The following is a 22063-nucleotide window of genomic DNA, read 5'->3' as shown; positions in this document are numbered from 1 at the left end:
CTAGAAAAACGCACCGTGCGATGCAGTTGCGGCGACGATCAGCAATTGCAGCACAGCCAGTGCAACGCTTTGTCGAAGCAGCTTCGTCACGCCACGCACACGTTCATCGAGCGGCCGGCCGGCTTTCTTCCGGTCTATCCATCCGAGTTCCAGCAGCGCCTGGTCCAGCGCCTCCAGACCGCCGGCTTCGCCCGACGTTCCAGTCATGTGCGAAAGCGCGGCGAACAGGCGGCGGTCGATCGTCACGCGAATCAGCAGCCATAGCGCCACGATGGCAATCACCACACTCGCCACGCTCATCGCGACGCTAGCCCACGATAGCAACGTAAAAGCGAGTCCTACTCCAACCCACGCCGCCACATGCGTCAGTAGCGCAATGAAGAAGGCCGCATCGAGCAGACCGAGTGCGGCTGACAGTTTGAGATGAGTCGCCGCTAAAGGCCGGTTCATCACGCGCTCTCCTCTGTTATTGGCAAACGCTCGCGCCGGTCGATGAATCGCTGCAGCAGCGCGGCACTCTGCGCGGACACGACGGCCTGCGGTCGCGCTTCACGCAGGCGCCCGAGCACGACATTCGCATCGCGAATGTCCAGATGCATAGCCAGCCATGCCGCGACGCTCAACACGCTGCGGGAATAGCCTAGCGCGCAACACACCAGTACCGTGCGACCTTCCGCGTGCAGACGCTCGATTGCGGCGACTGCCTGCTGCAATTGCGCGAGCGTGGGTGGCACCAGGTCGAGCTGCGGGACGCATAGGTAATGGACGAGCGCATCCGTACGCGTCCAGCGCGGCATTTCCGCCGTGAGATCGACAATCCCGGTAGCGTTCGCAGCGCGTACTTCGCGCCGCGTCGGCGTGCGGCCTATCAGCAAGGCGTGGCCGACCGGTGTCGGCACAGACTGTCGCCATGTCCATGCCCGCGAGTTGATGAACGCACCGAGCATGGTCGGTACGAAAAGCGCGTGCGCGGCCCATGCATGGCTGCCCGATTCGTGCTTCTGAAACCAGGCGGCGTCGCCTTGAAGATAAACGCAGGCTGTACCTAGCAAGGCTAATGCGAGCCAACCGCACAGCAACCCGGCCAGCACCGAAACCGGCACGACGAGCCAGACCACGAACACCATCAGCAAAGCGCCCACCGCATAAAGTCGCGCGATTCGCCGCGCCGTCAGGAGCGTGACGGCATCCGCCGGATCGCGGTTCGACGCCGTCCGAGTCCGCACAGGAAACAGGAATAGCGCGAAGCAGCCGACCGCCGCGCCAGTCGGTACATCGATCAGATGGTGCTGATATGTCGTTAGAACAGAAACGCCGATCGCCGCGAACCAGATGTGCAGTACCCAGCGCCACGCACCGGTTACGCGCATACCGTAGACGGCCCACAACACCACCAGCAGGCCGATATGCAGTGAAGGCGCCTGATTGAACGGCTTGTCGAAGCCCGCGAGCAGCGTGAAAAGCGCACCGGCCGCGCCATCCGCCGCGGGACGCTCGAAACCGAAACGCAGCGGCCACACGATGAAACAGACGACCGAAATGATCTGCACGGTCAGGAGACGCTTGACGTGGTCGAGCAGATCGGTACGCCACATCCACAGAAAAAACGACAGCGCGTAGAAGAGATCGATCGACCAGTACGGCACGATGGTCCAAGGCCAGAATGGGATGGCATGCTCCCACGCAAAGCTGAACGACGGAACGCTCGCATGCCGTCCCGCCAGCCAGTTGGCGAAACCGTAGGTCGAGAAGAATATCGCGCCCATTGAAGCAAGCAGCAAGGCTTTGGCCGCGAACGTGGCGCGCTGTCCACTGTCCCGATCGCCGAACGGACGACTCATGCGTCGGTTACCCGCTGAGCGAGGCTAACGGTGAAGATGCCCCACTCGTCGATGCGCTGCGCGACCTTGCGAAAGCCCGCGCTTGCCACGAGTTCGTCGAGTTCGGTCTGCGAGCGCCGCCGCATGACCCAGGCCGGCTCGCCGCGATGGTTCTTCAGCGTGCGGGCAATGAATTCGAGTTGCGGATGCCACGGCTGGCCCGTGTACACCAGATAGCCGCCCGGTGCGACGGCTCGAGCGAGTCCGCCCAACGAAGCGCGGATTGGCGCATTGTCGCTGAACAACTCATAGAGACCCGAAACGATGGCGAGCGTCGGACGAGGTTCGAGTGCAGCCAGCGATTCGGCGTCGAACGCATCGCCGAGTTCGAAACTCGCCTGACCGCCAAAGCCCTTTTCGACGATCAACGCGCGCCCGGCTTCGACATTCGGCGGACTGTAGTCGCGCAGCAGAATACGCTCGATGTTCGCGCGGCCACGTGTAGCGCCGGCAATCGCATCGAGCACATACCGGCCGTGTCCTGCTGCAATATCGACGATCCGCGCCGGTTCACCCGCGCGCTGCAGGCGCGCTATCGCATCGGCTATCAGTTCTTCGATGTTGAGCTTGCGCTGACGTATACCGCGCCAGCCAATCGAGTCGAGATAATTCCGGTCGATCAGCTTGCCGAGCGGCGAGTGCCCCTCCGCCCGATTGCGATACACGTAGTCGAGCGACGAGCCCGAATCGAAACCTCGCTGAAAACCGAGCGCAATACCGGAGGACACCAGGCTCGACACGCGCAGGCCGCCGCGCAACGACGCCCAATACGCGGCCATCGCCACCGACGGCGATTGCTTTAGCGCCGTGTATTCATCCGCGAACGGTCCGTGTCGATGCGCATCGAGCAAAGAAACCGGCGCTTGCGGCGTGTCGAATTCACGCAGCACGAACGAACGGATCGGGCCGGTTGCTCGCTCGCGCTCCAGTTCGCCGAGCGTATCGTGATGAAAACCGTCGAGCACGATCCGCTCCTTACGCGTCGCGCTCAGGCGTTCGAAGAACTGGTCTTGCGGTTTGCGGTGCACGACCCAGTCGGCGCCGGAAATCAACACCTGGGTCGGCACGGTAATCGCTGCGGCATCCGCGACCACGCGTTTGGCCATGTCGTGCAGATCGAGCAGCATATTGACCGCAATGGCCCGCGCAATGAGCGGGTCCGACTGGTAGCTGGCAATCCGCGCCGGGTCGTGCGTGAGCAATTTCGGCTTGACATAGCTGTTGACGAAGAAGCGTCCGCGCAGCTTGAACATCAAGCGTAATCCGGGCAATGCGAGCGGCACATACAGCTTGATTCTGAATGCGGGAGAAGCCAGCACCAGTGCGCGAATCGGTGGCGCATAGTCGTGCACCCAGGCGGCCGCGAGCACGGCGCCCACGCTTTGCCCGATCACGGCGATATCTTCGGGCGCAATGCCGTAGAAGTCGCGGATATGATCCACGAAGGTCTGAATATCGCGCACCGATGTTCCGGCGCTCGGGCTATACCCGCGTTCCCCCGGCGAGCGGCCGTGTCCGCGAGCATCCCACGCGAAGAACGCATGCCCCGGCAAATCGAGTTCGTCGACCAGATGGGCCATTCGTGCAGAATGCTCGTGGCCGCGATGAAACAGAATGACGGCGCCTCGCCGCGGCACATCGGCCGCCGCTGGCCAATAGCGATAGAAAAGCTGCTGCCCGTCGTGCGTGGCGAAAGACTGCTCTTCGGCTAGGCGAGCAGTCATGGTCGTGCTCCGGGCCGGGTTTCGGCAACGCCGTTCCTGACGCGCTTGACGATGGTGATAAGCGAGAGCAATACGAGCGCGCGCCACAACCAGTCCGCCCATGTCGCGACCGGCAATCCGAGGCCCACCCATAAGCCGAACGCGCCGACCGCCACCGCCCGGTCGCTCTTGCCAAGCGGCCCGTCGTAACGGCGCGTTGCACCCGCGAGCGGCCCGATCAGTCCTGCGCATTCCACCACGACGGCGATTAGCGCGAAAGCCCAGATATCGGCCGGATTGAATGCGGGAATGACGAGGAACGGTAAAACCAGCGCAATGTCGGATACGACGTCGCCGAGTTCGTTGTAATAGGCGCCGAGTGCGCTTTTCTGGCCGAATTCACGCGCCAGCATCCCGTCGATTGCATTCAATGCCATCCGTAAAAATAACCACGCGGGTAGCAGTAAAAATAGCCGGTCATTCGGAAAGGCGAATCCCGCGACGAGGCCCACCGCGATCGAACCCAAAGCGGCGAAAACGGTGACCTGATTGGCCGTCACCCCCGCCTGCGCTAGCCGCCGCACCAATGGGCGCAGCAGGTTCTGAAACTTCGGCTTCAAGGCGTACACGCTCATTTTTATATCTCGACCAGTTCGGCAACGTAATCGTGCGATTTGTCCGGCGCCCACGCGATGGCTTTCCATGACTGGAAACAGCGACATCGTCTTTTAAACAAGGCAAAACGTCAAGGAGATCGAAAGCCGCTTACGGGATGGTATCGCGCGTGGAAACTCGGCATAATGCGGCCACTGAAAGAATCGCCGAATTATTAATTGAAAATAGACCTGTAACCAGGACGTTGCGGCTTGCCGCGAGGGGTGCTGTCGATGAGTCGTCTTCAATGATTATCTGGCACGCGTGGCAGCGGGATTTCCTGCTCGGCGTGGTGCGCCTCGTGGCAGGCGCTTATCCGGTCTGGCACGGCAGCGCACCGGGCGCAACGCAAAAGATCTATTTCTCGAACCACACGAGCCATATCGACACGCTAGCGATTCTCGCTGCGTTGCCGCGCGAGATTCGCGCGATGGTGCGACCGGTTGCGGCACGCGACTACTGGCAGCGCGGCAGAACGAAAGTCCACATCGCCAATAACCTGCTGAACGTCGTCCTGATCGACCGCAAGCACGAAGGCGATAGCGATCCGCTCGAACCAGTGCGCGAAGCATTGCGACTCGGCTATTCGATCATCATCTTCCCGGAAGGCACACGGAGTGCCGAAGCCCTTCCACAGCCCTTCAAAAGCGGGCTGTTCCGGCTCGCCAGCGAGTTTCCGGATATCGAACTGTGCCCTGTGTATCTCGAGAACTTGCAGCGCATCATGCCTAAAGGCGCCATCTGGCCCGTACCGCTGATCTGCAAAGTGCATTTCGGCGCCAGCCTCGCGCTCGCGCAGAACGAACCCAAAACAGAATTCCTGCAGCGCGCGCACGACGCCGTGGTGGCGCTGTCGCCAGTGCGGCAACCCCTCTAAGCGCGCCGTACGTTCGGGCATGCCTCAACTTTCATAACGGATCGACACACACTATGCGGACAGCGTTCTGGGAACTCGTGGGCGGCGTAACCGGTTTTCTGGCGATCGCGTCGCTCATCGGCGCGATCCTCGCGTGGCGTGACGGCGGAAAGAGTTCGACCATCGCGAATCTGAACCAGCGCATTCGCGCGTGGTGGGGAATGATTGCCGTCATGGCCATCGCAATCGGCCTCGGGCCGGCCGCCACGTATCTGGTGTTCGCGTTTGCGTCGTATCTCGCGCTGCGTGAATTCATCACGCTGACACCCACTTCGCCCAGCGATCACACCACGCTGTTCATTGCGTTCTTTATCGCCATTCCGGTGCAGTACCTGCTGCTCTGGTTGAAGTGGTATGGCATGTTCTCGATCTTCGTGCCGGTGCATCTGTTCATTACGCTGTCGCTCGTGTCCGCGCTCACTCAGGACACCCATGAATTCCTTAGCCGCAATTCGAAGATTCATTGGGCGCTGATGGTCTGCGTGTATGGGCTGAGTTATGCGCCCGCGCTGCTGATACTCGATATTCCGCGCTATGAAGGACAAAACGCGCTGCTGCTGTTTTTCTTCCTGCTGGTCGTACAGATTAGCGACGTGTTCCAGTACGTGGTCGGCAAGCTGTTCGGCAAACACAAGATCGCTCCGCGCCTGAGTCCGTCGAAGACCGTCGAAGGATTTATCGGCGGCGGTCTGCTGGCTACGCTGTGCGGCGCCGCGCTGTACCGCATCACGCCGTTCAACTTCGGCGCAGCGTTTCTGATGTCGCTTGCCATCGTGCTGGCCGGCTTCGTCGGCGGACTCGTGCTGTCGGCCGTCAAACGCTCGCTGGGTGCGAAGGACTGGGGCTCGATGATCGCCGGCCACGGCGGCGCGCTGGACCGGGTCGACTCCATCTGCTTCGCCGCGCCCGTGTTCTTTCATCTGGTCCGCTATCTGTACGCGTAAAATTCTCGACGCAAAAATCGACGCATTTAGTAGCCAAGTAGTCTAATATTCCCGGATGGACACGCCTCTCACCTTGCGCCGTCGCGGCCGGCCGCCAAAAGAACTGAACGGCTATAGCGACTCCCGCGAAGCCCTGCTGCGGGCCGGCGTCGCCATGCTGACGGAAAAAGGCTTCGCCGCCACGGCGCTCGAAGACATCCTGCGCGAAGCATCGGTTCCCAAAGGCTCGTTCTATCACTACTTCGGCAGCAAGGAAGCGTTCGGGCTGGAACTCATCGAGCATTACTCCGGATTTTTCGCGAGCAAGCTGAACCGGTTTCTCCGCAATCCCTCCCGCGCCCCTCTGCAACGCATTCAGGACTTCGTAGACGATGCGGATCGCGGCATGCGTCGCTACGACTACCGTCGCGGTTGCCTGATCGGCAATCTTGGCCAGGAAATGAGCGCGCTGCCCGAGTCGTATCGCGGTCGCTTGAACAATGTGTTCGCCGACTGGCAAGACCGTCTTGCCGAATGCCTGCAACTCGCGCAGCAGAACAGGACGCTGCCCGCCACGGCAGACTGCGCACAACTGGCCGAATTCTTCTGGACGGGCTGGGAAGGCGCCGTTCTGCGCGCCCGGCTCGCGCGCTCCGGAGCCCCTTTGCAAACTTTTGCGGGCGGCTTTTTCCGTCTGCTCGAGACCTGAGTTTTTTTGCCATTTACTAATCGTTTGGTCTAATTAAATTACCAGGAGCAGACATGAACTCTTCGACCCCTTCCTCCACGATCGTCATCGAACGACACGACGGTGTCGGGCTCATTACGTTGAACCGGCCGAAGCAACTCAACGCGCTGAACCGCCAGCTATCGCGCGAGGTACTCGACGCGCTGCGAACCTTCGATGCGGACGAGAGCATTGGCGCCATCGTGCTGACAGGCAGCGCTCGCGCGTTCGCGGCGGGTGCGGATATCGAGGAAATGGTCGACAAGAGCTTCTGCGAACTGAATGCCGACGACATCTTTGCCGAGTGGGACCGTGTGCGCACGATCGGCAAGCCGATCATCGCGGCCGTGGGCGGCTATGCACTAGGCGGCGGCTGCGAACTGGCGATGATGTGCGACTTCATCATCGCCGCGGACGATGCGCAGTTCGGGCAACCGGAGATCAAACTCGGTGTCGTGCCCGGCATCGGCGGCACGCAGCGGCTCACCCATGCCGTGGGCAAGGCATTGGCGATGGATCTGATTCTGACCGGGCGCAACCTGAAGGCGGCCGAAGCATTGGCGGCGGGACTCGTCGCGCGTGTCGTGCCTTCGGGCGAACTGCTGCAGACCGCACTCGACGCCGCGCGCACTATCGCCGGCTTCAACGCACCCGCCGTCCGCATGGCCAAAGCGGCCGTGAATCGCGCGATGGAGTCGACGCTCGCCGAAGGCATCGTCCATGAACGTGCACTGTTTCAGGCCACCTTTGCGACCGAAGGACAGAAAGAAGGCATGCACGCGTTTCTGGAAAAACGTAAGCCGGTGTTCAGGAATCGATGAAAAAAATCTTTTTTGATCAGAAAATCGCCGTGCTATAAATTCACCCAGGACAACAACTGTCCTGCACATTTCGCACTCGCTGCCAATATCGCCAGCGGAGTGCAAGGCAAAAAGGCCCGACCCGGTTCATACCGGCTCGGGCCTTTTTGTTTTCGATTTTCGCCCCCTTCGAACGACCCACTGGAGTGATGAAATGCGACACGGAGATATTGGCAGCACCAAGGATTGCGTCGGCGTAGCGGTCGTCAACTACAAGATGCCGCGACTGCACACCAAGGCGGAAGTGCTCGCCAACGCGCGCAAGATTGCCGAGATGCTGGTCGGCATGAAGCAAGGTCTTCCGGGCATGGACCTGGTGATTTTCCCGGAGTACTCGACGCACGGCATCATGTACGACGCGAAAGAAATGTACGAAACCGCCGCCACCATTCCCGGTGAGGAAACCGAAATCTTCGCGGCGGCCTGCCGCAAGGCGAACGTTTGGGGCGTCTTCTCGCTGACGGGCGAGCGTCACGAGGAGCATCCGAACAAAGCGCCGTACAACACACTGATCCTGATGAACAACCAGGGCGAGATCGTGCAGAAGTATCGCAAGATCATGCCGTGGGCGCCGATCGAAGGCTGGTATCCGGGCGACTGCACGTACGTGTCGGAAGGCCCGAAAGGCATGAAGATCAGCCTGATTATCTGCGACGACGGCAACTATCCGGAGATCTGGCGCGACTGCGCAATGCGCGGCGCCGAACTGATCGTGCGTTGCCAGGGCTATATGTACCCGGCCAAAGAACAGCAGGCCATGGTCGCCAAAACCATGGCGTGGATGAACAACTCGTACGTGGCGGTGGCGAATGCGACCGGATTCGACGGCGTGTATTCGTACTTCGGCGGCTCGTCGATCATCGGCTTCGATGGCCGCGCGCTCGGCGAATGCGGGACCGAAGAAATGGGCATCAACTACGGCGAGCTGTCCATCAGCCTGATTCGCGACGCCCGCAAGAACATGCAGTCGAACAATCACCTGTTCAAATTGCTGCATCGTGGCTATACCGGCAAGCTGAACTCGGGTGAAGGCGCGCTGGGCGTCGCCGCCTGTCCGTTCGAGTTCTACGGCAAATGGATCAACGACCCGGACGGCACGCGCAAGGAAGTCGAGGCGCTCACGCGTTCGACGATCGGCACACCCGAATGCCCGATAGAAGGTATTCCGCACGAGCCGGTGGAACATCGCTAGTCCGTCGGGCAGGCGGCAGCCAGCGGATAGCCGCCTTCTTCTCCAACCAGGGACTCTCTCTTCGTGCTCACCGATCTCGACCCGTACCGCGTCGCCAGCGAACCGTTCTATCGCGCAGCAGGCGATGAAATCGCGCTGTTCACCCATGCGTACGCGCATCGCCTGCCGGTCGTTCTGAAAGGACCGACCGGTTGCGGCAAGACGCGCTTCATCGAGCACATGGCGTGGAAGCTGAACCGCCCGTTGATTACCGTGGCCTGTAACGAGGACATGACCGCCTCGGACCTGATCGGGCGTTATCTGCTCGACGCGCAGGGTACGACATGGCACGACGGACCGCTCACGACGGCCGTGCGCAACGGCGCGATCTGCTACCTGGACGAAGTCGTCGAAGCACGCCAGGATACGACGGTCGTGATTCATCCGCTGACCGACGCGCGGCGCGTGCTGCCACTCGACAAGCGCGGCGAACTGGTGCACGCGCATCCCGACTTTCAGCTCGTGGTGTCGTATAACCCGGGCTATCAGAGCCGTTCGAAAGACCTGAAGCCGTCGACACGACAGCGCTTCGTCGCCATGCAGTTCGACTATCCCGATGAGGAGATAGAGAGCGCGATCGTCGCGCAGGAAGGTCAGGTGCCGCACGACCTCGCGCGTCAGCTGGTGAAGCTCGCGCACCATACGCGCTCGCTCAAGGAACGCGGCCTGGACGAAGGCGTGTCCACCCGTCTGCTGATTTATACGGCGACGCTGATTCGCGCCGGCGTCACGCCGCGCGCCAGTTGCGAAGCAACGATCACGCAGGCGCTGACCGACGACCCCGATATGACGCAGACGTTGCGCCATCTCATCGACGCGCAGTTCGCGTGACGTTGCATGGAAACCAGGGTCATCACGGAGCGCGTCATGCCGGAGCCGCCGTCTTTCGACGACGTACTCAATCGCGCGTGCGAAGAAGGATCGGACTTTGAAGCGACCGCCAGGCTAGCGGGCTGGTTCGGCGCGCTACACGATTTCGACGCGGCCAGCGGCGAAGCCGCTGTTTCGGTGCTGCCCGAACTGACGAAGCGCTTGTGCGCCGATGCTATCGCCGCCTGGCTGCTGACCGGCTTGCGCCTCTATCCCAACGATCCTGGCAAACGGCAACGCTATTTCAGTCTGCAGGACCCGCGCGCAACGGAAGCCATCTCGGCCGAAGCCGGCACGACCCGCCTGCCCGCCGCCCTTGCGTCGCTGAACCTGCTGCTCGATACGCTGGCCGGGCGTCGCATGCAGCTTCAGTCGCAAGGTTTCGACAGTCTGAGCGCAGCGCCGCAGCGGGCGATCCTGACGTCGACCCACCTTCTGCTTGCCGCCGATTCCACGGCGCTCGACGCCCCCGAGCCGACGCAGTTGTTTCGAGCCTCGGTGGCGCATGCGGCGGCTCATCTTCGTTATTCGCCGGCGGGTCTCGCTGCAGGCACGCTCAAGCCCATGAGCCTCGCCGTCATCTCGGCAGTGGAAGATGCGCGCGTGGAGCGTTTATTGATGCGCGAATGTCCGGGTCTGCGCGAGTGGTTCAGACCTTTGCTGGCACGTGCGCTGGATCCCGAAGGCCTGTCGTTTTCCGCCCTGATCTCGCGAATGAACTATGCGCTGATCGAACCGTCCTATTGCGACGACAATTTCTGGGTGAACAAAGCACGCAGACTGTTTGAAGAACGTGCGAATACGCTCGGGAATTACGAGGCATTTCGCGAGATCGGCTCCATTCTTGCCAACGATCTCGGGCAGATGCGGGTGAGGTTTCATGCGCAGCAGTACGTGGTGCCCGCTGCGTACCGTGATGACAATACTTATCTCTGGGTCTACACGAATACCGAGCCCCCGGATGAAACGCAGGAACTGCAAACGCAGTCGCCCGTTGCCGCCGCGCTCGTTCCGAGAGAAACGCAGCCTGCCGACTCGCCACCGTGGGAGGAGCCGGAAACGCGGCGTGTCGTCTATCCGGAATGGGACTATCGGTTAGGTTTGTTGCGATCGTCGTGGTGCACCGTGATCGAACGATCTTCACAATCGCGAGCCCTCACGTCTTTCGCAAGTGCCCCTGCCGCTTTACCTGCTCTGCGCTTGCCGGCGCTCGCCGGTCTCACCCGCAACACGCGCTTGCGCCGCCAGTCCGAAGGAGAAGACCTCGACCTCGACGCGGCGATCGAGCACGCGATCGACCGGCGTCGCGGACACACACCCGAGCACCGCGTATTCACACGCCCAGGCCGGGCTACTCGCGCGATCAGCATGCTGCTTCTGCTCGATCTGTCGGCGTCCAGCGGCGACCCGATCGGCGAGCGCGGCAGGTCGATACTCGACCTGGAAAAAGACGCCGCACTGCTGCTCGCCCGCGCTGCGCAGGCAGCCGGACACCGTATCGCCGTGCACGGCTTCGCGTCGGACACGCGCGCGGCGGTCAACTATTACCGGCTGCTCGATTTCGGCGTGCCGCTCGATCAGACGCGCGAGGCCGCCATTCGCGCGGCCGTCCCGCGCTTTTCGACGCGCATGGGCGCGGCGCTGCGCCACGCGACGACGCTACTGGCAGCGGAGCCACTCGAGCGGCGAGCGATCATTGCGATCACCGACGGTGTGCCGTCCGACATCGACGTGTTCGACGCGCAGTATCTCGTCCACGATGCGTGCGTTGCCGCCGCTGACGCGCGTCGCGCCGGTATCGTGACCGCCGGCATTGCCATCGACGCCGGGCCGGCCGATTACATGCGCCGCATCGTCGGCCGCGCGACCTGCCGCTCGGCGAGCCAGCCGCAGGCGTTGCCCGCGCAACTCTCCGCGCTTTACGCCCAACTCGCCGGCTAGTGCCGGGAGCGATATCGACAACCTGTACCGGTTATTGATCGATTATCCTTTGAATCAATCCAGCGCCATGTCACGAGACTTCATTCGCATGCCCCTGCTCTACCGATCCATCCTGCTGCCGATGTTCGTGTCGTCTTCGCGTTGCTCACCGCGAGGTAGCCACCATGGCTAACGATCCGGTTCGCGTGGGCGTTCTCTTCTCCACCAGCGGCGCCACCTCCACGATCGGCTGTTCCCAGCTGCAGGGCACGCTGCTCGCTATTCAGGAAGTCAACGACGCGGGCGGTGTGGACGGTCGCGAACTGGTGCCCGTCATCTACGACGCGCAATCGGACCCGGCCGTTTATGCCGCGCTGGCGGAACGACTGATCGTGCAGGATCGCGTGAACGTGCTGTTCGGCTGCTATATGTCGAGCAGCCGCAAGGCGGTGCTGCCCATTGTCGAACGATGGAACAAGCTGCTGTTCTACCCGACCATTTACGAAGGCTTCGAGTTTTCCAGCAACATTATCTACACGGGCGCGGCGCCCAACCAGAACAGCGTGCAACTGGCCGAATTCATGACCTCGAATTTCGGCGCGCGTGTTTATCTGGTCGGCTCGGATTACATCTTCCCTTACGAGTCGAACCGGATCATGGGCGAACTGGTGCTGCAGCGCCAAGGCAGCGACAAAGTCGGCGAGCGCTACGTGCCGCTCAATGCGAGCGCCGCGCATTTCAAGCCGATACTCGACGACATTCGCGCGAAGCAACCGGACTTTATCTTCTCGACGGTCGTCGGCGATTCGACGGCCACGTTCTATCGCGCGTACGCCGAGGCAGGCCTCGACCCCAAACGGATGCCGATTGCAAGTCTCACCACGTCCGAGGCGGAAATCAGCCAGATGGGCAACGAAGTAGCCGCCGGACATTTCACCGCGGCGCCCTATTTCCAGTCGATCCAGTCCGCGCAGAACGTGCTCACGCTCGAACGTTTTCGGCGAATGTTCGGCCAGGATGCCGTGCCGAATATGTGCTGGGAAGCGGCCTATTTTCAGCTGCATATCTTTGCCAACGCGTTCAGACAGGCGGGCAGCGACGAGATCGTCGATATCCTGCCGCATATTCTCGGCAGCGAATTCGACGCGCCGCAAGGACGCGTTCGCATCGACACGACCAATCACCACACCTGTCTTTACCCGAGAATCGGCGTCGTCAATTCGCAGGGCAAGTTCACGATCGTGCGTGAAGCGACCCGCGCGGTTCATCCCGATCCTTATCTCGTGACCCATTCGCTCGGCGACTGGACCACCGCGCTGACTTCGCTGGAGCTCTGAATGGAGGCTTCCGGCCATCGGCGCTCGACTCGCGCAACGCCTTCGTTATTGAAAGACCTGCGCACGTTGCGCGTGCTGGTGTTTCATCCCGACGACTCGGACGGCAAATTGCTGACCCAGCAATTGCAGCGCATCGGTTGCCAGGTGCAGGCGTTCTGGCCGCCGTTACCCGCGTTGCCCGAAGGCATCGACGTGATTTTTCTGGCGATACGCCCCGAGTCGATGGGCGCCGCTTATGAATGGCTCGAGGCCGACCCGGTGCCCGCCATCATCACCATCGTCACGTACGAGAACCCGACCATCGTCGATTCGGTTCTGCAGGTCGGAGCCTGCGCGGTGCTGCCGTCGCCGGTGCGCTCGTTCGGTCTGCTCTCCGCGCTGGTCGTGGCGCGCCGGGTGCACGGTGAATCGAAGGAACAGAGCCGCAAGATCCGTAAGCTCGAAGCCAAGCTACTCGGTGTGCGACGTATTGCGGACGCGAAGAGCATTTTGATGCGCACGCACCGGATTTCGGATGGCGCGGCTTATGACCTGATCCGCGAGCAGGCAATGAGCAAGCGCGTGACAACGGAAGAGATTGCCGACGCGATTATCAACGCGAGTGAAATTCTGTCGCTGGGGAAGACGTAAGACTCGCCCTCCACGAAAACGCTTTCCTGCCAACTCGGGAATACCCCTTGCTGAATGTGGTGACCCTGACGGAAGCCTTCCCTCCGTCGTCACCTATACGCAAGGAGTCGATTGATGTCCCATGTCCCGAATCAGTACGCAATGCAGGATCCGCGCACCCAGTACCCGCAGCCGGATTTCGAGCGTCAACCGCAACCCGCGCCCGGTCTCGCCAAAGACATGACGCCGAAGCCGGATCACGGTGAGTCGAGTTACCAAGGTTTCGGCCGTCTTGCCGGTCGCCGCGCACTCATTACAGGCGCCGACAGCGGTATCGGCCGGGCGGTCGCCATCGCCTTCGCACGCGAAGGCGCCGACGTGGTACTGAGCTACCTCGAAAGCGAAGAAGCCGACGCCCGCGAAGTCGTCAAACTCGTCGAGGAAGCCGGGCGCAAAGCCATCACGCTGCCAGGCGACATTTCCGACGAAGCGTTCTGCAAGACCTTGATCGACAAGTCGGTTTCGGCACTCGGCGGTCTGGACATTCTCGTCAACGTCGCGGGCAAGCAGACTTATGTCGACGATATCGCCGACCTGAGCACCGAGCAGATAGAAGCAACGTTCCGTACGAATGTGTTTGCAATGTTCTGGCTTTGCAAGGCTGCGCTGCCGCATCTGCCGCCGGGCGCAACCATTATCAACACCACGTCGATCCAGAGCTATCAGCCGAGCGCCGGCCTGCTCGACTATGCCTCGACCAAAGCGGCCATTACCGCCTTCACGCATGCATTCGCCAAACAGGCGATCAGCAAGGGGATTCGCGTGAACGCCGTCGCGCCCGGGCCGGTCTGGACACCACTGCAACCGAGCGGCGGTCAACCGCAGGACAAGATCGAGAAATTCGGCTCGGAAGCGCCGATGAAACGGCCGGGACAACCCGCCGAACTCGCGCCCGTGTATGTGCTGCTCGCGTCGCAGGAGTCGAGCTTCATTACCGGCGAAGTATATGGCGTGACCGGCGGCAATCACCTGCCTTGATCGACGTGTTAAAGGTATCGAACCATTGAGCAATGAACGCAAAACGTGGCAACGGGACCATAATGGGACCTTGCCGCTTAAATCTTATGGCGCGGTCGGTGACGGCCGCTCGGTCGCACTGATCGGCGCCGATGGCTCGGTCGACTGGTGGTGTGTGCCGGGCATCGACTCGCCGCCGCTATTCGACCGGCTGCTCGACGCGCAGCAAGGCGGCTATTTCTCGCTGACGCCCGCCGACGAGTTCAGCGTCGAGCGGCGCTATCTGCCCAACAGCAATGTACTCGAGACGGTGTTCACGACGCCGACGGGTCGCGCGCGTCTTATCGAGTCGCACAACAGCAGCGGTGCCGGCCGACTGCCCTGGGCAGAACTGGCGCGTCGTGTCGAAGGGCTGTCGGGTAGCGTTCGATTCGAAATCCGTATCCGTTTTAGCCGTCAGGGCGATACGATCAGCCCTTATTGTTCGATCATCGGCGGACACGATGTGTTTCACGCGGGTCGTGTGCTTGGGCTCGTCCTGCATAGCAAGGGCATGGAAATCGAATCGCACGACGATAGCGGACTGCTCGCCCATTGCGTTGTTCGTGCAGGAGAGCGCCAGACGGTTGCCATTGTCGCCGGTCAGGACGAACCGCTGGTCGTGCCGCCCATCGACGTGATCGACGGGCGCATCGACCGGTCGGATGAAGCGTGGCGCGAATGGACCGGCCACCTTCGTTACGACGGCCCGCACCGCGCGCTGCTCGTGCGCAGCGCGCTGGCGCTCAAGCTCCTGCTGTACTCGCCGAGCGGCGCGATTGCCGCGGCCGCCACGACTTCTTTGCCTGAACGGATCGGCGGTAACAAGAACTTCGACTACCGGTACGCATGGGTCCGCGATGCCGGCTACACCATCAAGGCATTCTTGCGGATGGATGCGCAGGCCGAAGCCAAGGCCGCCTTCTCCTGGTTGTTGAAGCAGATCGAGACCGAAGGCGCGCGGGTTCTGTTCGGCTTGTCCGGAGGGAAGGTGCCCGGCGTCATCCCGCTGAATCTTCCCGGCTATGGAAATTCGGCGCCCGTGATTACCGGCAATGCGGCCGCGCATCAACATCAGCACGGTATTTACGGCGATATATTCGGCACCGCCGCCGTGTTCGTGCGCAGCGGCAACATTCTGGATTCGCAAAGCGCTCAAACGCTGTCACGGCTCGCGGATCAATGCGCGGACAACTGGCGACGCAAGGACGCGGGCATCTGGGAGCTGGAAGAAGCCCAGCACTACACGATGTCCAAACTGAGCACTTGGGAAGCACTCGCGCGGGCGGTCGAACTCGCCGACAGCGGACAACTGCCGACCACCTGCCGCGATCGCTGGGAACGGGAGCGCGACCGTATCGCCGAATGGATCGAGCGGTATGGATGGTCCGAAGAAAAAGGCGCGTACGTGATGTACCCCGGCAGCGACAAGCTCGACGCTTCGATGGCGCTGGCCGTGCGTTTCCGTTTCGACGGCAACGACCGTATGACCCGTACGCTCGATGCCATTCAGCGTGAGTTGGGCGCAGGCCCCTTCCACTATCGGTACACCGGAATGGCCGGGGAAGAAGGCTGTTTTCTGGCCTGTACGTTCTGGTACATCGAAGCGCGCGCGTTGCTCGGGCAAACGGAGGCGGCTACGCAGGCGCTGGACGCCGTAGTCGAAGCACTCGACGGCGGCGTCGGTATTTATCCGGAGATGGCCGACCCGCATACCGGCGGGTATCTCGGCAATCTGCCGCAAGGTCTCACACATCTTGCGATCGTTCAGGCGCTCACTGCTCTCACGCCTGGCTCGTCGCTATAGGTACCTGGGCGTTGTCCTGCTCGCACTACTTCCGGCGGGGCGGCGCCGCATTGACGAAGGGATTGAATCCGGCAGAACTCGCTTCCCGTTTCGCGCCGCGCGAGCGGCCTGGCGAGGCAGCTTTTGCGCTTCCCGACAATTGCGCCAGTAGTTCGCCGTTATCCGCCTCTTCTTCCGGCTCCTGCTTCTTTCTGGCCGCGCGCCGCTTTGCGGGAGTGGTATCTCCACTGTCCGCTTCGACGGACGCGTTGCTGGCTTTCGTGTGGCTGTCGGCGAGATGTTCAATGACGGCGATGAACGAGTCCGGTACGGATTCACCCGCATGGTCCGGCATCATGGTCGAAACGACAATTTCATGAAGGGATCGCCCATCGACCGACCGCAAGTCGGGTGTCGTCTGCCAATCCGCAACGTCCTGCACGAATGCCTTGAGCACCCGCTCGAGCACTGCCGGCGACAGAACACCTCCGTCGTAAAGACCGATGACAACTCGCTCCGCGATCAGAAAAGGCGTAGAGGGTGCGCGTTTCGGCATGGATCAGGTTCTCTCGACAAAACAGAACGATACGATCGCATCGACTGAAGCAAGCGCCGTTCCCTGTTCACGTTCCAGGAGCGAATATACCTGAGCCCATTGGAATGCCCGTTGCTGCAAAAAAGAGCCGAACGCAATATCGGGCAGACGCGCGATAGAGGAGTCGGCCATCAGCATTCAGGAGATTCAAATGAGAGCACTTCGCTGGCATGGCAAGCACGACATTCGTTGCGATACGGTCCCCGATCCGATTATCGAGGAAGGTCGCGACGCGATCATCAAGGTATCCTGTTGCGCGATTTGCGGCTCCGACCTGCATCTGTTCGACGGCTTCATGCCGACCATGGAAAGCGGCGACATCATGGGACACGAGTTCATGGGCGAAGTCGTCGAAGTCGGCAAGGACAACACTCAACTCAAGGTCGGCGAACGCGTGGTCATACCGTTCACTATCTTTTGCGGAGAATGCGACCAGTGCAAGCGCGGCAATTTCTCGGTCTGCGAGCGCAGCAATCGCAACAAGGAGAAAGCCGATAAGGTTTTTGGCCATACGACTGCCGGACTCTTCGGCTATTCGCATCTGACCGGCGGCTACGCAGGCGGCCAGGCAGAATTCGTGCGTGTACCGATGGCCGACACGACTCACGTAAAAATACCCGATGGGCTTACCGACGAGCAGGTACTGTTTCTCGGCGACATCTTTCCGACCGGCTGGCAGGCCGCGGTGAATTGCGATATCCAGCCCGACGACACGGTGGCAATCTGGGGAGCCGGTCCGGTCGGGCAAATGGCCATCCGCAGCGCGGTGTTGCTAGGCGCAAAACAGGTCGTGGTCATCGACCGCGTGCCGGAACGTCTGGCCATGGCGCGCGCGGGCGGCGCCATCACCATCAACTTCGAAGACGAAAGCGTGCTCGACCGGCTGAAAGATCTCACTCACGGAAAAGGGCCGGAGAAATGCATCGACGCGGTGGGCATGGAATCGCACGCCACGCGCTCCTTCGACGCCATGTACGACCGCGTCAAGCAGGCGGTCATGCTGGAGAGCGATCGCCCACATGTCCTGCGCGAAATGATTTATGTCTGCCGTCCTGCCGGTACGTTGTCCGTCCCCGGTGTTTATGGCGGCTTGATCGACAAGATTCCATTCGGCGCATCAATGAACAAAGGTCTCACGTGGAAGATGGGCCAGACGCACGTCAAACGCTGGACCGATGACCTGCTCAAGCGGATTCAGGAAGGACAGATCGATCCCTCGTTCGTCATCACCCATACCGTTCCGCTGGAAGAGGGTCCGGGTATGTACAAAACGTTCCGCGACAAGGAAGACGGTTGCATCAAGGTCGTGTTGAAGCCTTGACGTAAACCGCCGCACTGCATCGGTCTGACGAAACACGATGCGGTGCGGTGCGGCTAGCTACCGCGCAGGCGTTAATCGCGGCGAAGCGCTTGCGGCGCCTGCCTTAAAACCCGTCGCGCGAACATCGCGAAGCTCGCCCTGACTACGCTCGACTGCAGCAGGAAGTCATGCGACTCTTTCGCCAGCACGGGATTGAGTTCGGTAATCGGGCCCAGCGTCTCGGCACGAATCTGATTGCGTGCTGCGCGTTCGATCAGCATCGACAGATACGCCGTCTCTTCGATCGACGACGTTGCCGCCAGAAAACCGTGGTGCGCCAGCAGAATCGACCTGCGGCTGCCCAATGCGCCCGAGATGATCTCTCCCTCGTCGTCGGCGATCGGCAACCCCGGCCACTCCTTCAGAAACGCGCAGTCGTCGAAAAACGGCGTGGCATCCATATGCGCGACACGCAAAGGACGGCCGGTCATCGACAGCGTCGATACGTACGGCGGATGCGTGTGTACGATGCTTTGAACGTCCGGCCGGCGGCGATACACCCACAGGTGAAACCGCACGGCCGGGTTCGGCATGCCCTCGCCTTCCAGCACGCGTAGCGAGTCGTCGACGCGCATGACATGGCGCGGTTCGACTTCGTCGAAAGCGACCGCCAGCGGTGTCGTCAGAAACGTGCCGTCCGGGCAGCGCACGGTGATCTGGCCGGCCAGCGTTTCCGAATGGTTTTCCATGGCCAGCATGCGGCATGTGAGGACCACTTTCTCCTTCTCGGTCCAGTTTCCCAGATCGAGTCGCGCGGCCATCTCGGTGACCGCCTGATCGGTCGCCGCCAGTTTTGTCTCGGTAAGCATGGTTATTCTCCGTGTCGGGATGTTCGGAAATTGAGTACTTGCAGGCAATCCGTCGATTGCCGGCTAATTGGCCATGGGTGGCAGGCCGGGCATCGATATATACCCCGGCAGCGCGACGATTCGCGCAATCCATGCAATCACATGCGGGTAATCGTCCAGTGGCAAATGTCCTTCGCGAGCGAGCGCGACATAAGGCACGCACGCGAGATCTGCAATGGTGGGCCGCGCGGCGGCCAGCCACTCGCGATCCGCAAGGTGCGCGTCGAGTACTTCGAGCACGCGCCGTCCTTTCGCGCTCACTGCCTCGATATCGACTTTCTCGCCGAGCAGATAGTAAAGGCGCGCCGGTTGCAGGCTGTTGCCGATCTCGTTCGCCGCGAACGACAACCACTGCACGACATACCCTTGCGTTTCCGGCGTATCGCCCAGCCACTGCGGTGCATGGCGATGGCTCAGGTAAGTAAGGATCGCCTGACTGTCGCACATTAGCGTGCCCTCGTCTTCGAGAACCGGAATCTGCCGCAATGGATTGATACGGCCGAACCAGGGTGCATGGTGCGCCTCGTTCGGCACATCGACGAATTCGCTGCGATACGTTAGCCCGAGCATCGACAGCAACAGGCGCACCTTGTGGCAGTTGCCGGACAGCGGATGGTCATAAAGCGTTTGCATGGCGGCTCATCCTTTAATGGGTCGGTCCGACGAGGTCGGCTTCATCATCCATGCGCTCAACGCACCAATCAGTCCGAGCACGCTCAGATAAATACCGACCGAACCGATGCCGCCGACATGCGAGACCAGCCACGAAGCAATCAGCGGCGCCAGACCGCCGCCGATCGCCGCCGCGATCTGAATACCCATTGAAATGCCGGAATAACGCAATTCAGCCGGAAACTGCGACGCGTAGAGACTCGATTGTGGTCCGAAAATAATCGCATAGTTCAGCGCGAGCGCGGTCACGGCGGCCAGCGTATAAAGCGGAAGCGAGCCCGTGCCCATCGCATGAAACAGCGGCATCGCCATGATCGCCAGCAGCAGCGTGCCGATGATATAAAGCCGGCGCGCGCCGATGCGGTCACCCAGCCAGCCGAAGAGGGGAATCGTCACGATCTGGCAAAGCGAGCCGATCAGTACGGCATTGAGCGCGTTGGCACGCGTAAAGCCAAGATTCGCGGTGGCATACGAAATCGAAAATACGATGATCGTGTAGACCAGCGTCACCTCGGCCAGCTTGCCGCCAATGGCCAGCAGGAGCGGCCGCCAGTGATGCACGAGTACCTCGCGTGCCGGAATTGTCGCGACCTTGTGCTGCTTTTTGACCGCGTCGAATTCGGGCGTCTCTTCGACTTTCATGCGGATAAAGACGCCGACGGCAATCAGCGCCGCGCTGGCGAGAAACGGAATGCGCCAACCCCAACTCATGAAGCTGGCATTAGGGAGCATATTGACCAGCGCGAACGCGCCGGTCGACAGCAGAATGCCAATCGGCGCACCGGCTTGCGGCAGGCTCCCGTAGAACGATTTGGAGCCTGCCGGCGCATGTTCGACCGCCATCAGAACCGCACCGCCCAACTCACCGCCGAAAGAGACACCCTGCCCGATACGCAGTACGACAAGCAACACGGCCGCCCAGATGCCGATGGAATCGTAAGTCGGCAGTAATCCGATCAGCGTCGTGCACAGTCCCATCAGCACAAGACTCAGGATCAGGATGGACTTGCGGCCAATCCGGTCACCGAAATGACCGAAGATGACACCGCCGACAGGCCGCGCAAAAAGCCCCGCCGCAAAGGCGCCGAACGCAGCCAGTGTGCCCGTCGCCGAGTCGAGTCCCGGAAAGAAGAGCTTGTTGAACACCAATGCCGCTGCCGTGCCGTACGCCAGAAAGTCGAAGGCCTCGATCGCCGTGCCGGCCATCGAGGCTGCCGCCACCCGCACCATCCGCCGATTGCCCGGCGCCGTACCTTGCGCCAGTTCCGGCGCCTCCTGCCTGACCGTGTTCATCGTCTGCCCCTTTTCTCGTCTTACTGCCCCTGTTGTCGACGTTTGCCCATTGGACAACTTTGTTGTCCAATGCGTCGCCAGTCTATTCGTTTAGAATCCTTCCCGCATCCTGTTCAAAAATAATTTTTTGCCGGATATGCATGAGGCGGGCAGCGGGACGAATCGACGGCGAACAGGAATACGGAGGCATTTTTTGTCGACTGACGAGCGCAAAAGCAGAGCGAAGGCGCGTGGTAGCGAGCGTGCGGCGGACACCGCAGTGCAACATCCAGGCGAACTCACGCGCGCGCTCAGGCAGCGCCACGGCATGACGCTGGACGAACTGGCCACGCTCTCGGGTATCAGCAAAGGGCATCTGTCGCGCTTCGAGCGCGGCGAGAAAACGGTCTCTGTTTCCGCGTTGATGCGGGTCGCCCAGGCGCTTCACACATCGGCTGCGGGTTTACTCGGTGAACAGGTCGACAAGGGCGTGATGCATCTGGTACGCGCGAGCGAACGTCACTACCGCAAGGAACGAGGGGCCGATTACGATTACGCGCCCCTTAGCCGCGTCGGCGGCGGCGATGGTCCGACCGCATTACTATTGAGAATGACGGCGGACACCGAACTCAAGGAAGCGGCCTACCATTCCGGCGACGAGATCTTCTACGTGCTCTCCGGCGCGATTGAAATCGAATTGGCCGATCAGTCGATTATCTTGCGCGAAGGCGATTTTTTGCAGTTCCCGGGGCTCGTCAAACATCGGGTTCGCAATCTGGGCGACGAGGCCCAGGTACTCGTCGTCGTGACCGGAACGCGCGACGAATAGCGCCTTCACTTCACA

22 protein-coding genes are annotated in these 22063 nt (G+C 61.3%); 13 read left to right on the top strand and 9 right to left on the bottom strand.

Annotation, left to right across the window (positions count from 1 at the left end; translation table 11 throughout):
• From FQ746_RS02535 to FQ746_RS02520, 4 genes are read right to left on the bottom strand one after another with little or no spacing between them, the layout of a single operon-like run.
• Positions 1-450, bottom strand: coding sequence for a hypothetical protein (locus tag FQ746_RS02535; protein WP_144107225.1), 450 nt, complete (start codon positions 448-450; stop codon positions 1-3).
• Positions 450-1841, bottom strand: a complete 1392-nt coding sequence (locus tag FQ746_RS02530) for a phosphatase PAP2/dual specificity phosphatase family protein (protein WP_144107223.1) — start codon at positions 1839-1841, stop codon at positions 450-452. Before FQ746_RS02530 ends, FQ746_RS02535 begins: the two co-directional genes overlap by 1 nt.
• Complete coding sequence (locus tag FQ746_RS02525) at positions 1838-3604, bottom strand: bifunctional alpha/beta hydrolase/class I SAM-dependent methyltransferase (protein WP_144107221.1); 1767 nt, start codon at positions 3602-3604, stop codon at positions 1838-1840. Before FQ746_RS02525 ends, FQ746_RS02530 begins: the two co-directional genes overlap by 4 nt.
• Positions 3601-4218 carry a CDP-alcohol phosphatidyltransferase family protein gene (locus tag FQ746_RS02520; protein WP_144107219.1) on the bottom strand — a complete coding sequence of 206 codons (618 nt, stop codon included), beginning with the start codon at positions 4216-4218 and terminating at the stop codon, positions 3601-3603. Before FQ746_RS02520 ends, FQ746_RS02525 begins: the two co-directional genes overlap by 4 nt.
• A gap of 266 nt (positions 4219-4484) precedes the next feature.
• Between FQ746_RS02520 and FQ746_RS02515 the strand changes: the two genes are divergently transcribed.
• From FQ746_RS02515 to FQ746_RS02465, 11 genes are all read left to right on the top strand, one after another.
• Positions 4485-5114, top strand: a complete 630-nt coding sequence (locus FQ746_RS02515; RefSeq protein WP_144107217.1) for a lysophospholipid acyltransferase family protein — start codon at positions 4485-4487, stop codon at positions 5112-5114.
• Positions 5115-5167: 53 nt separating this feature from the next.
• Entirely contained in the window at positions 5168-6097 is a 930-nt protein-coding gene (locus FQ746_RS02510; protein WP_144107215.1) for a phosphatidate cytidylyltransferase, read from the top strand.
• Between the two features lie 55 nt (positions 6098-6152).
• Positions 6153-6785, top strand: a complete 633-nt coding sequence (locus tag FQ746_RS02505) for a TetR/AcrR family transcriptional regulator (protein ID WP_144107213.1) — start codon at positions 6153-6155, stop codon at positions 6783-6785.
• A gap of 53 nt (positions 6786-6838) precedes the next feature.
• Entirely contained in the window at positions 6839-7624 is a 786-nt protein-coding gene (locus tag FQ746_RS02500; RefSeq protein ID WP_144107211.1) for an enoyl-CoA hydratase-related protein, read from the top strand.
• A gap of 193 nt (positions 7625-7817) precedes the next feature.
• Positions 7818-8855 carry an aliphatic amidase gene (locus FQ746_RS02495; RefSeq protein ID WP_144107209.1) on the top strand — a complete coding sequence of 346 codons (1038 nt, stop codon included), beginning with the start codon at positions 7818-7820 and terminating at the stop codon, positions 8853-8855.
• A 63-nt stretch (positions 8856-8918) separates the two neighbouring features.
• Complete coding sequence (locus FQ746_RS02490) at positions 8919-9725, top strand: CbbQ/NirQ/NorQ/GpvN family protein (protein WP_144107207.1); 807 nt, start codon at positions 8919-8921, stop codon at positions 9723-9725.
• Between the two features lie 6 nt (positions 9726-9731).
• A complete protein-coding gene (locus tag FQ746_RS02485) occupies positions 9732-11705 on the top strand; it encodes a nitric oxide reductase activation protein NorD (protein WP_260853854.1) in 1974 nt (657 codons plus the stop codon).
• 164 nt (positions 11706-11869) lie between these two features.
• Positions 11870-13021 carry a transporter substrate-binding domain-containing protein gene (locus tag FQ746_RS02480; RefSeq protein WP_144107205.1) on the top strand — a complete coding sequence of 384 codons (1152 nt, stop codon included), beginning with the start codon at positions 11870-11872 and terminating at the stop codon, positions 13019-13021.
• Positions 13022-13651 carry an ANTAR domain-containing response regulator gene (locus FQ746_RS02475; RefSeq protein ID WP_144107203.1) on the top strand — a complete coding sequence of 210 codons (630 nt, stop codon included), beginning with the start codon at positions 13022-13024 and terminating at the stop codon, positions 13649-13651.
• 114 nt (positions 13652-13765) lie between these two features.
• On the top strand, positions 13766-14668 hold the full coding sequence (locus FQ746_RS02470) for an SDR family oxidoreductase (RefSeq protein WP_144107201.1): 903 nt from the start codon (positions 13766-13768) through the stop codon (positions 14666-14668).
• Positions 14669-14693: 25 nt separating this feature from the next.
• Complete coding sequence (locus tag FQ746_RS02465) at positions 14694-16493, top strand: glycoside hydrolase family 15 protein (protein WP_260853853.1); 1800 nt, start codon at positions 14694-14696, stop codon at positions 16491-16493.
• Positions 16494-16518: 25 nt separating this feature from the next.
• Here the strand turns inward: FQ746_RS02465 and FQ746_RS02460 are convergent, their stop codons facing one another.
• Positions 16519-17028 carry a hypothetical protein gene (locus FQ746_RS02460; RefSeq protein WP_144107197.1) on the bottom strand — a complete coding sequence of 170 codons (510 nt, stop codon included), beginning with the start codon at positions 17026-17028 and terminating at the stop codon, positions 16519-16521.
• 3 nt (positions 17029-17031) lie between these two features.
• Positions 17032-17199 carry a hypothetical protein gene (locus FQ746_RS34650; protein ID WP_186310607.1) on the bottom strand — a complete coding sequence of 56 codons (168 nt, stop codon included), beginning with the start codon at positions 17197-17199 and terminating at the stop codon, positions 17032-17034.
• A 19-nt stretch (positions 17200-17218) separates the two neighbouring features.
• Between FQ746_RS34650 and FQ746_RS02455 the strand changes: the two genes are divergently transcribed.
• On the top strand, positions 17219-18388 hold the full coding sequence (locus tag FQ746_RS02455) for a zinc-dependent alcohol dehydrogenase (protein ID WP_144107196.1): 1170 nt from the start codon (positions 17219-17221) through the stop codon (positions 18386-18388).
• Between the two features lie 71 nt (positions 18389-18459).
• On the opposite strand, the gene FQ746_RS02450 is transcribed toward FQ746_RS02455, so the two are convergent.
• The 3 genes from FQ746_RS02450 to FQ746_RS02440 form a co-directional block, all read right to left on the bottom strand.
• On the bottom strand, positions 18460-19236 hold the full coding sequence (locus FQ746_RS02450) for an aldolase (protein ID WP_144107194.1): 777 nt from the start codon (positions 19234-19236) through the stop codon (positions 18460-18462).
• Positions 19237-19299: 63 nt separating this feature from the next.
• On the bottom strand, positions 19300-19908 hold the full coding sequence (locus FQ746_RS02445; RefSeq protein WP_144107192.1) for a glutathione S-transferase family protein: 609 nt from the start codon (positions 19906-19908) through the stop codon (positions 19300-19302).
• Between the two features lie 6 nt (positions 19909-19914).
• Positions 19915-21240 (bottom strand): MFS transporter, encoded by a 1326-nt coding sequence (locus FQ746_RS02440; RefSeq protein WP_144107190.1) that lies wholly within the window; start codon positions 21238-21240, stop codon positions 19915-19917.
• A 259-nt stretch (positions 21241-21499) separates the two neighbouring features.
• On the opposite strand from FQ746_RS02440, the gene FQ746_RS02435 reads away from it, so the two are divergent.
• Positions 21500-22048: a helix-turn-helix domain-containing protein gene (locus FQ746_RS02435; RefSeq protein ID WP_186310606.1), complete on the top strand. Its 549-nt coding sequence runs from the start codon at positions 21500-21502 to the stop codon at positions 22046-22048.
• The last annotated feature ends 15 nt before the right edge of the window (positions 22049-22063 follow it).

It is taken from the genome of Paraburkholderia sp. BCC1886, from assembly GCF_900996245.1.
Lineage (GTDB): Bacteria > Pseudomonadota > Gammaproteobacteria > Burkholderiales > Burkholderiaceae > Paraburkholderia.
The sequence above is the reverse complement of the archived record's forward strand: the minus strand, read 5'-3'. Positions and strand labels throughout refer to the sequence as shown.